12 protein-coding genes are annotated in these 10667 nt (G+C 69.0%); 11 read left to right on the forward strand and 1 reads right to left on the reverse strand.

Translation table 11 applies throughout. The features are described from left to right. Positions 1-111: 111 nt before the first annotated feature. The 6 genes from ACRDPS_RS25750 (at position 112) to ACRDPS_RS25775 (ending at position 5711) form a co-directional block, all read left to right on the forward strand. Positions 112-939 (forward strand): hypothetical protein, encoded by an 828-nt coding sequence (locus tag ACRDPS_RS25750; protein ID WP_431504517.1) that lies wholly within the window; start codon positions 112-114, stop codon positions 937-939. Beyond that, positions 936-1343, forward strand: a complete 408-nt coding sequence (locus ACRDPS_RS25755) for an HIT family protein (protein WP_431504518.1) — start codon at positions 936-938, stop codon at positions 1341-1343. The genes ACRDPS_RS25750 and ACRDPS_RS25755 overlap by 4 nt, the downstream gene beginning before the upstream one ends. Positions 1344-1527: 184 nt before the next feature. Further along, positions 1528-2436: a glycerophosphodiester phosphodiesterase gene (locus tag ACRDPS_RS25760; RefSeq protein ID WP_431504519.1), complete on the forward strand. Its 909-nt coding sequence runs from the start codon at positions 1528-1530 to the stop codon at positions 2434-2436. Positions 2437-2512: 76 nt separating this feature from the next. Beyond that, complete coding sequence (locus tag ACRDPS_RS25765; protein ID WP_431504520.1) at positions 2513-3688, forward strand: glycerophosphodiester phosphodiesterase; 1176 nt, start codon at positions 2513-2515, stop codon at positions 3686-3688. A 115-nt stretch (positions 3689-3803) separates the two neighbouring features. Beyond that, on the forward strand, positions 3804-4571 hold the full coding sequence (locus tag ACRDPS_RS25770) for an SDR family NAD(P)-dependent oxidoreductase (RefSeq protein WP_431504521.1): 768 nt from the start codon (positions 3804-3806) through the stop codon (positions 4569-4571). Positions 4572-4670: 99 nt separating this feature from the next. Beyond that, positions 4671-5711, forward strand: coding sequence for a DUF3048 domain-containing protein (locus ACRDPS_RS25775; protein ID WP_431504522.1), 1041 nt, complete (start codon positions 4671-4673; stop codon positions 5709-5711). Between the two features lie 133 nt (positions 5712-5844). On the opposite strand, the gene ACRDPS_RS25780 is transcribed toward ACRDPS_RS25775, so the two are convergent. Next, a complete protein-coding gene (locus ACRDPS_RS25780; protein ID WP_431504523.1) occupies positions 5845-6534 on the reverse strand; it encodes a TetR/AcrR family transcriptional regulator in 690 nt (229 codons plus the stop codon). Between the two features lie 167 nt (positions 6535-6701). Here ACRDPS_RS25780 and ACRDPS_RS25785 point away from each other — a divergent pair, with 167 nt between their 5' ends. The 5 genes from ACRDPS_RS25785 to ACRDPS_RS25805 all read left to right on the forward strand — a co-directional run. Then, positions 6702-7232, forward strand: coding sequence for a hypothetical protein (locus ACRDPS_RS25785; protein ID WP_431504524.1), 531 nt, complete (start codon positions 6702-6704; stop codon positions 7230-7232). A gap of 70 nt (positions 7233-7302) precedes the next feature. Further along, complete coding sequence (locus ACRDPS_RS25790) at positions 7303-7869, forward strand: YqgE/AlgH family protein (RefSeq protein WP_431504525.1); 567 nt, start codon at positions 7303-7305, stop codon at positions 7867-7869. Between the two features lie 52 nt (positions 7870-7921). Beyond that, positions 7922-8203 carry a DUF3039 domain-containing protein gene (locus ACRDPS_RS25795; RefSeq protein ID WP_431504526.1) on the forward strand — a complete coding sequence of 94 codons (282 nt, stop codon included), beginning with the start codon at positions 7922-7924 and terminating at the stop codon, positions 8201-8203. A 79-nt stretch (positions 8204-8282) separates the two neighbouring features. Then, positions 8283-10073 carry a DEAD/DEAH box helicase gene (locus ACRDPS_RS25800; RefSeq protein WP_431504527.1) on the forward strand — a complete coding sequence of 597 codons (1791 nt, stop codon included), beginning with the start codon at positions 8283-8285 and terminating at the stop codon, positions 10071-10073. Positions 10074-10221: 148 nt separating this feature from the next. Next, on the forward strand, positions 10222-10667 hold a 446-nt coding region (locus ACRDPS_RS25805), incomplete at its 3' end, for a copper homeostasis protein CutC (protein ID WP_431504528.1).

Below are 10667 nucleotides of genomic sequence, written 5' to 3' on the forward strand. Positions count from 1 at the left end.
ACATGGTCGAGGACATCGGGAACTTCTTCGCGACCTGCGACGACGACACGCCATGGCGGCTCGGGGTCGCCTAGCCTGTGTTTGCCCAGGTCCGGGCGCTAGCCTCGGAAGATGAACGACGGCTACCGCAACCGTGCACTGGAGGCTGCGCTTGCGTCCGCCGACGTCGCCGGGATCGGTGCCGCGCTGCGTACGGGGCAGGTTGTCGTTCCCCAGCTCGACGAGGCTCGGATCCGGGTCTTCCCCGGGGACCGCGGCAACCAGCCTCCCTATGAGGCGATGCTCTTCTCCTCCGAGGAGGCGCTCGAGACGTTCCTCGCCGAGGACACCCGCCGACGGGCGCAGCTGCGCGGTGCCGACGCGCTGCGCGAGTTCCTCAGCGCGAACCTCGAGGAGATCGCCCACGTCACCTTCGACCCCGCCGGGCCCAACCGGTTCCGGGCGGGCATCAAGGACGTGCTCAAGACGCTCGGTCCTAAGCCGCACGTCGACCTGAGGCTGCCGAAGGCGCAGGAGTGGTACGTCGTGGACATGTCGGACGAGGACGTACGCGACTATCAGCTCGCCGACCTGGCGGCCAAGGTGCTTCCGAAGGTGCAGCGGTCCAAGAGCGAGCAGCCCGAGTGGGCGCAGTGGATGACCACGGCGAAGGAGACGGCTGTCGATCAGGGCGCGGCGTTCCTGGCCTACTGGCTCCAGCGGGCCGCCCGACGCCCCATGGGCTTGGCGGTCGCGCTGAACCGGCCGTCGCCCTTCGGCCAGGTGCGCCACCCGATGCAGACCGAGATGACCACGGTGGGGGAGCGGTGGGTGGCCTCGCCCGACCGGCTCTACGAGTCGCGGCTGACCTACTCCTTCCCGCGCCGCGACCTCGCCGAGCTGGCCCTGCCCACCGTCGACCTCGTGATCGCCACGCTGTCGTGGGGAGACGAGGCGTGAGCTGTGTCTTCTGCGACGTCGTCGCCGGTGACCTGGCCGCCGAGGTGGTCTTCGAGGACGACGGCTTCCTGGCCTTCCTCGACCACCGACCCGTGCAGAAGGGCCACATCCTGATGGTGCCGCGCCCGCATCTCGCGACGCTGCTCGATCTCCCTCCTGACCTGCACGGACGCTTCGTCGTCAACGCCCAGCGGCTGGCCGCGGCGGTCGTCGACGGCCTCGGGGCCCAGGGCAGCTTCGTGGCGGTCAACAACGTGGTCAGCCAGTCCGTCCCACACCTCCACCTGCACGTCGTCCCCCGCAGCCGCGGCGACGGCCTCAAGGGCTTCTTCTGGCCCCGCCACAAGTACGCCGCCGGCGAGCAGAAGGAGTACGCCGACCGACTCCGCGCCGTGCTGGGCTGAAGCGACCTGAAGCCGGTCGCCCATGCCCCTCTGCCATAGACGGCCTGGACGGGGTGCCACAGGGAGCGCGCACCAGGTCGAGTTCACCTAGCCGTACGTCCAAGGCCACCAGGCCGTCGGGGCAGGGTCGGCGGGGATCGCCACGCTGAGATCAGTTGTTGTCCACTGATCTCGGGAGTGCGCAATGTCCCTGTCGTCTGTCGCGACCAAGTCCTTCACCTCAGCTCTGGCCGGCATCGCGCTGGCTGCGGGCACGATGATCGTGCCGGTGGCGGTCAACGCCGTCGAGGCCAACCGGGCCGACGACATCGTCGTCACCGCCCACCGCGGGGCGAGCGCGTACGCCCCGGAGAACACCCTCGCCGCCTTCCGGCTCGGCATCGAGCAGCGGGCCGCCTGGATCGAGTCGGACGTGCAGGCCACCAAGGACGGCGAGCTCGTGCTGATCCACGACACGACCCTGTCGCGTACCACCGACGTCGAGCAGCGCTTCCCCGGCCGCTCGCCTTGGAAGGTCAAGGACTTCACCCTCGCCGAGATCAAGAGCCTGGACGCGGGGTCGTGGTTCGGCGAGGAGTACGCGGGGGAGCAGGTGCCCACACTGAGAGAGATGGTCGAGCAGGTGCGGTTCTCGCGGTCCGGGATCCTGATGGAGCTCAAGTCGCCGGCGCTCTACCCGGGCATCGAGAAGCAGGTCGCGGCCGAGTTCGACTCCTTCCCCGGCTACGTACGCTCCGCCGTGGCCGCCGATCGGCTCGCGGTGCAGAGCTTCGACTTCGGCTCGATGAAGACCTACACGAAGATTCAGTCCGAGGTGCCGGTGGGCCTGCTCGGCACCCCGGCCTACGCCGATCTGGACGACTACACCTGGGCCGACCAGATCAACCCGAGCCACGGCTCCTTCGACGCGGGCTACGTCGCTCGGGTGCACGCGCTCGGGATGGACATCCACTCCTGGACCGTCAACGACCCCGAGACCATGAGCGCCGTCCTCGACCGCGGTGTCGACGGCATCATCACCAACAACCCCGACGTGCTCCGCGAGGTGATCGCCGGCCGACGGACCGTGCCAGACGTGGACAGCGCCGCCTGAGGCCCGTCGACAGATCGTCATTCCTCGTTCACCGCACACCGGCCCCGGGGTCTCCCGAGGCCGATGTGATCGGCGCATGACCACGTTGAACCCCACCACCCGCATGCGTCACGTCGGTCTCGTCCTGACGACCGCTCTAGTCGCCGGGACCGTCCTGGTCTCGGCCCCCGCCTCCGCCGCGACCGGCACCGGCACGACAACCGGCACCGCAACCGCCCCCCAGGCGGCCAAGCACCACGACGCCGAGCCGATCGTCTTCGGCCACCGAGGTGCCTCGGGCTACCGCCCGGAGCACACCCTGGCCGCGTACGACCTGGCCATCCAGCAGGGTGCCGACTTCGTCGAGCCAGACGTGGTCTCCACCAAGGACGGTGTTCTCGTCACCCGTCACGAGAACGAGATCAGCGGCACCACCGACGTCGCCGACCACCCCGAGTTCGCGGACCGGAAGACCACCAAGTCCATCGACGGCAAAGCGCTGACCGGCTGGTTCACCGAGGACTTCACCCTCGCCGAGATGAAGACGCTGCGCGCCAAGGAGCGCATCCCCGGCGACCGCCCGGACAACACTGCCTACGACGGTCTCTATGAGGTGCCGACGCTCGAGGAGGTGCTCGACCTGGTCGAGGCCAAGGAGGCCGAGACCGGTCGGACGATCGGCGTCGCCCCGGAGACGAAGCACCCGACGTACTTCGACTCCATCGGCCTCTCCCTCGAGGAGCCGCTCGTGAAGGACCTCAAGAGCCACGGCCTCGGCGGCAAGCGCGCCGCCGCGGTCATCCAGTCCTTCGAGGTCAGCAACCTCAAGGACCTCAACCGCATGGTCGACACGCCGCTGGTTCAGCTGATCGACTTCGGCGGTGCGCCGTACGACCAGGTCGTTGCCGGTACCGGCGTGACCAACGACTACCTGGTCACCGACAAGGGACTGCGGAGCATCAAGAAGTACGCCGACCAGGTGTCGCCGTACAAGTACTACTTCATCCCGCGCAACGCCGACAGCACGCTTGGCGAGCCCACGGACCTCGCCGACCGCGCAGAGCGCGCGAGGCTGCGGACCGTCACCTGGACCATGCGTGCCGAGAACAAGTACCTCCCTGCCGAGTGCCGTGTCGGCACCGACCCGATCGCGATCGGTGATCTCGGCTGCGAGGTCGGTCCCTACCTGGACGCCGGCGTAGACGCGTTCTTCACCGACCACCCCGACCTGGGCGTCGCCGCGCGCGACACGTGGGTCGCTACCAATCAGTAGACCCCTTGGGACATGACGTACGGCCCTCGCTACAGTCGGCGGGGGCCGTACGTCATGGTCGGCTGAGTCACAGAGCCTGAGTCACAGAGCCTGAGTCACACGAAGGAGTTTGGTCATGGGTCGTTTCGACGGTCGGGTAGCAGTCATCACCGGTGCCGCGCGAGGAATCGGGTTCGGAGTCGCCACGCGCTTCGCCGAGGAGGGTGCCTCGGTCGCGATCATCGACCTGGATGAGGCCGCCGCCGCTGAGTCCGCGGCCAAGCTCCCGCTGAGCGAGGGCGCCAAGTCGGTCGGCATCGGCGCCGACGTCGCCAAGGCCGCCGACACCGAGGCCGCCGTGGCGCGCGTCGTCGAGGAGCTCGGCGGGCTGCACATCCTGATGAACAACGCCGGCATCACCCGCGACAACCTGCTCTTCAAGATGACCGAGGACGACTGGGACCTGGTCATGAACGTCCACCTCAAGGGCCACTTCCTGATGTCGAAGGCCGCGCAGGCGGTCTTCGTGAAGCAGAAGTACGGCAAGATCATCAACGTCTCCTCCACCTCGGCGACCGGCAACCGTGGCCAGGCCAACTACTCCGCCGCCAAGGCCGGCGTGCAGGGCTTCACCCGCACCCTGGCGCTCGAGCTGGGCGCCTTCGGGGTCAACGTCAACGCGATCGCGCCGGGGTTCATCGCCACCGAGATGACCGACCAGACCGCGGCCCGCCTCGGCCTCGACGTGGACGAGTTCCGCAAGCTGTCGGCAGACGCCAACCCGGTCAAGCGCGTCGGTGAGCCCGCCGACATCGCCGCCGCGGCCGCCTTCCTCGCCAGCGACGAGTCCTCCTACATCACCGGCCAGACCCTCTACGTCGACGGCGGCGCGACCGTCGCCTGATCTGACGAAGTCAGGAACCCCGGGCGCGCCTGCTTTGGGCGCAACGATTACCGTCTGACATTCGTCTTGGAACTGAGCCGATGCAGATGGAGATTGATGATGCGCACGTCCCGCCCGGGGTTCTTGCTGCGATCGGCGGCGACGCTGGCGGTCGCGGGCCTGGTCCTGACCGGCTGTGGGTCCTCGGATGACCCGACGGACTCGAAGCCGTCCCCGTCCGCACCCGCTGAGCCCGACCACGAGCCGCTGACCGGTGTCCAGCTCCCCGAGGGGAAGTCGGCCGCGCGTACGCACCCGGCCTACATCGTCAAGATCGACAACACCTCTGCCAGCGCCCCGCAGTACGGCGTGGCCAAGGCGGACCTGGTCGTCCAGGAGCTGGTCGAGGGCGGCGTGACGCGGTTGGCCGTCGCGTACTACTCCCAGCTGCCGAAGGAAGCCGGTCCGGTCCGCTCGATGCGGGCGACCGACGCCGGGATCGCGGCTCCCGTCGGCGCCAAGATCATGACCAGTGGCGCCGCGCCCTACACCTTCGCGCAGCTGAAGAAGCACGACGTGGAGTGGATCGACATGTCCACCCCCTACGTCGTACGCGACACCAGCAAGCCCCACGACCTCCTGCACAGCGTGGTCGGCAAGGTCGCCAAGGCCGGCAAAGCGACCGAGAAGGACGGCAAGGCCAAGCGTCCCGGCGACTTCATGCCCTGGGGCGACGCGACGACGAAGCTCGCCGGCGGCAAGCCCGCCAAGGCCGTTGACGTGAAGTTCTCCCCGGCGCGTACCGACAACTGGGTCTTCAAGGGCGGCAAGTACGTCCTGCGGAACAACTACATGGCCAAGAACGGCCAGTTCCGCGCCGACACCGTCGTGGTCGCACAGACCAAGACCACGATCGCGCCCTACAAGGACCCGGGCGGTGCGATCGTCCCGGTCTCGCACTTCACCGGCAGGGGCAAGGCGTGGATCATGCGCGACGGTCAGATCGTCGAGGCGACCTGGGTGAAGAAGGGCGAGAAGGGCGCGGTCACCTTCACCGACCCCAAGGGTGCCGCGATCAAGATCCCGCCGGGCAAGGTCTGGCTTGACCTGATCCCGCAGGGCAACGGTCAGGTCGAGCCCGGTGGCGTGAGCGTCAAGTAACAGCTGGAGCGTGGTCCGCCCCCGCGCCGAGTCGGCGCGTTCTGACACGATTCTGTGTCGAGTCGGCGCGTCATGACGAGCCGGCTCGGCATGGATTCCGGTCAGGACGAGCCGAGTCGGCGTGCGGAGCGGCTCAGCGCATGTCCTCGACCTTGATGCCCTGCTGGGCCAGGGTCTGGATGCCGGTCAGGAGGTAGGTGACCGCGAGCTCGACGCGCTCGGCGGCGTCCTCGGGGTCGCTGGCCTCGGTCACGGACTCGCCGGCGGCCGACATCGCCCCGAAGAAGAGGCGTGCGAAGGTCGCGACGATCTCGTCGTTCACGTCTCTGTCGCCGGCACGCAGGACGGCGGCGACGATGTCCTCGACGACGGTGAACGTGGAGCGCTCCTCCTGCTCGCGGTAGCGCTCGTAGCCGAGGACCGCGGGCCCCTCCTGCACGACGACGCGCCGGTAGGTGGGCTCCTGGACGGCCTCGAGGAACGTACGCAGCCCAGCCCGGGCCCGCTCCCAGGGATCCTTCGACACGCGCATGGCCGCATCGATGCTCTGGGCGGTGGCGGCCTCGACCTTCTCGAAGACGACCTCGAACAGCGCCTGCTTGCCGCTGAAGTGGTGGTAGAGGGCGCCCTTGGTGACCTCGGCGCCGGCCACGATGGCGTCGAGCGACGTGTTCGCGTAGCCGTGCTCGGTGAAGAGCCGCTCGGCGACGTCGACGAGCGTCTTCTTGGTCGAGGCGGAGAACTGCTGCCTCCGTGACATCCCCGGCACCGACGGAAGCGGGGGGACCTTGGGGACGAGCTTGCTCACGGACGACTTTGCCACGGACCCACTCTATCCGCGCCCGGTGTGAAGGCCATCACGACACCGATCCTCAGGGGTGTCGGGAATCACCGGGCCACCTACTTGGCATACCGACGGTATGGTCATACTCTAGGTACGTACTCACGGTATGTGAGTGCTCGAGGCAGAACTTCCGCAAGGAGCCGATAATGAGCTGGACCAGCCATCACAAGCGCGGGGAGATCCTCCGCGACGTGGTCGCCGCCGTCGACGAACGTCGAGACGGCCTGCTGCCCATGGACCTTCCCGGCGTCACCGAGACCTTCGCCGACGAGCTCGACCTGCTCGCCGCCCTGCAGCTGCGCTGGCACACCCGCCTCTCCGGCCGCATCGAGACCGAGCTGGCCGCCCAGCCGATGGACCTCGAGGACGCTGTCGTCCGCGCCTGGCACGCCGCCGCGGACGACCTTCCCGGTACCCGTACGGTTCTCGACCGCTACCACGCGCTCCCCGTCGACGAGACGATGGCCGCCTCGCTGGCCAAGGCGAAGACGAAGGAGCATCTGGTGCTCGCGGTGATGGCGGGCAAGGGCGCGTTCGCCGACCCCCAGTGCGTACCGATCGGCTCGATGATCGAGATGCGCGCGCGGGCGGAGTACGTCCCGACGACCGAGCTCCCCGAGCGTCGCACCTTCGCGACCCTCGTCGACAGGTTCCGGTCCGCACTCTCCGCGGCCTGAGCCCTTCGCTGCCCGGCGCGGACATTTCTTGTTGCGCCTGAGGTAGCCGGGGTGATGCGATCATGGCGTCATGACGGAGGCGAAGGACGTACGCGCGGGGCGGCTGCTCATAGCCACGCCCGAGCTTCGCGACCCCAACTTCCTCGACACGGTCGTGCTGCTCATCGAGGTCAACCCCGAGGGCGCGCTGGGCGTGGTGCTGAACCGGCCCTCGCCCGTCCCGGTCGCCGAGGTGCTGCATCCGTGGGCGCAGTCGGTGGCCGATCCCGACGTCCTCTTCCAGGGCGGCCCGGTGAGCAAGGACGCGGCGATCGCGGTCGCGCTCCTGGTCGACTCCGACGACCCGCCACTGGGTTTTCGGCCCGTGGTCGGGCGTCTCGGTCTGCTGGACCTCGACACGCCCGTCGAGCTGGTCGACGGGACCCTGTCGCGGCTGCGCATCTTCGCGGGCTACGCGGGCTGGGGAGCCGCCCAGCTCGAGGGGGAGGTGGAGGAGGGATCCTGGTATGTCGTCGACAGCGAGCCGTACGACTCCTTTCTCGACGATGTGAGCGCGATGTGGGCCGCGGTGCTCCGTCGCCAGCCAGGCGAGCTCGCCTTCCATGCCACGCGCCCGCCCGACCCCGAGCTGAACTGAATTGCTCGCTCCGCTCGCGCGAGCAGGATCGGCCCCAGGTAGCATGAATGACATGGGCATCCTGGGATTCGGCACGAAAGAGGCCGTCAAGGAACGTGAGGACGCATCTGAGCAGGACGTCCCCACCGAGGAGGGTGACCATGACCGCTACTCCCACTACGTGGAGAAGGACAAGCTGACCGAGGCGATGGTCATGGGCACCCCGGTGGTCGCGTTGTGCGGCAAGGTGTGGGTGCCGAGTCGGGACGGGTCGAAGTTCCCGGTCTGTCCCGACTGCAAGGAGATCTTCGAGGGTATGCCGCCGCCATCCGGTGGCGAGGGCGACGACGAGTGAGCGAGCGTCAGCGAGCGAGCCATCGAGTCAACACTTCGCCGGGTGCGTATTCTGGCGCTTGCGCTACGGACGCGGCGAAGTGAGTCGCGCCGACCTACCTGGCGCTCTCACACCCGCGTGGCCCAACAAGGCTGCCTGGGGAACTGCGACCAAGCTGCGTGCTTGGCAGCAGGAGGCGCTGTCTCGATACCTGTCCGAGCAGCCCCGTGACTTCCTCGCCGTCGCGACGCCCGGGGCCGGTAAGACGACCTTCGCGCTGACCGTCGCCGCGGAGCTTCTCGGGCGCAGACTGATCGACCGGATCACCATCGTCGCGCCGACCGAGCACCTCAAGACCCAATGGGCCGAGGCGGCCGCGCGGGCGGGGATCCCGATCGACCCGACCTACTCCGCAGGGCAGGGCAAGACCTCGGCCGACTACGTGGGGATCGCGGTGACGTACGCAGGGGTGGCGGTCAACCCGCTGGCCATGCGGATCCGCACCGAGCGGTTCAAGACGCTGGTGATCCTCGACGAGGTCCACCACGCCGGCGACGCGATGTCGTGGGGTGAGGGCGTTCGCGAGGCCTTCGAGCCCGCCGCTCGACGGTTGGCGCTGACCGGCACGCCGTTCCGCTCCGACACCAACCCGATCCCGTTCGTCACCTACGAGCCCGCCGAGGACGGAGTCTCGCGCTCGGCGGCCGACTACACCTACGGCTACGCCGAGGCGCTGCGCGACCAGGTCGTGCGGCCGGTGCTGTTCATGGCTTACTCGGGGCAGATGCAGTGGCGTACGCGGGCCGGCGACGAGATCGCCGCGCACCTCGGCGAGCCGCTGACCAAGGACCTGACCTCGCAGGCGCTGCGGACGGCTCTGGACCCGGCCGGATCCTGGATCCCGTCGGTGCTCGCGGCGGCGGACAAGCGGCTGACGGAGGTACGCCGCCACGTCCCCGACGCCGGCGGTCTGGTGATCGCGACCGACCAGGACTCGGCGCGGTCCTATGCCAAGACGCTGAAGGCCATCACCGGCCAGAGCGCCACCGTGGTGCTCTCCGACGAGAAGGCGGGCTCGAAGAAGATCGCCAAGTTCTCCGAGTCGGACGAGCGGTGGATGGTCGCGGTCCGGATGGTCTCCGAGGGCGTCGACGTACCCCGGCTGGCCGTCGGAGTCTATGCGACGACCACCTCGACGCCGCTCTTCTTCGCCCAGGCGGTGGGCCGCTTCGTACGTGCGCGTACGCGTGGGGAGACCGCCTCGGTCTTCCTGCCCTCGGTCCCGAACCTGCTCGGGTTCGCCTCCGAGCTGGAGCTCCAGCGCGACCACGTGCTGGGCAAGAAGGTCACCAACGAGGACGACATCTTCGCCGCCGAGGACGCGCTGCTCGCCGCGGCCAACGCCGAGGAGGGCACCGCCGAGGACGACGGGATGGGGCCGTGGGAGGCGCTCGGCTCCGAGGCACGCTTCGACCGGGTGCTCTTCGACGGCGGCGAGTTCGGCCACTCCGGAGAGGTGCACGTCGGCTCCGAGGAGGAGATGGACTTCCTCGGCATCCCCGGGCTGCTCGACACCGACCAGATGAAGACGCTGCTCCAGCAGCGGCAGAGCGATCGGGCGCGCAAGCAGAAGACCACGCCCTCCGCGGCGCCGGTGGCCGCCGACGAGCCCGTCGCCGCGGTCGCCGCCCACGAGCAGCTCGCCACGCTCCGGCGCGAGCTCAACGGCCTGGTCGCCGCCTGGCACCACCGCACCAAGACACCTCACGGAGTCACCCACAACCGGCTCCGCAAGGAGTGCGGCGGGCCGCCCGCGGCAGTCGCCAACGCCGACCAGCTCCGCGCGCGCATCGACGCGCTGCGCGACTGGGCCGCGCGCGGCTCGGCGTGAGCCGGCTCCGTCCGGAGATACGACGGGACGTCTGGGTCGGTTACCTGCGGGTAGAGCGACCGGAACGTCCCGTCGTATCTCGATCCGACAGACTGTCCGCCGTGACGGATGGCGAGCGCAACCTGCTGGACCGGGTCGGTGAGGGCAGATGACCTCCCTGGAGATCGCGGTGACCTCGGAGGCGGGGGCATGTGCCGCACGTACGGGCGGAGCGACCCGGGTCGAGCTCTGCTCGGCCCTCGAGGTCGGCGGCATCACTCCGTCGCAGGGGCTGGTCGAGGCCGTGCTCGACGCGATCGGTGACACGGATGCCGACGACGGGTGGCAGGGCGTCCATGTGCTCGTCAGGCCGCGTCCGGGTGGGTTCCGCTACTCCTGGGAGGAGCGGGATCTCCTGCGTCGGGAGGCGGAGATGGTGCTGGAGGCCGGTGCCGACGGGATCGTCATCGGCGCACTCACCGAGCACGGGGATCCCGACGTGGACTGGATCAGGCAGCTCGCCCACCTGGCCGCTGGGTACGACGCGACGGTGACGTTCCACCGGGCCATCGACCTCACCGCTGACCCGGTCGCGGCGATCCGGGCACTGGACGG

It is taken from the genome of Nocardioides sp. (assembly GCF_050699375.1).
Classification (GTDB): domain Bacteria; phylum Actinomycetota; class Actinomycetes; order Propionibacteriales; family Nocardioidaceae; genus Nocardioides.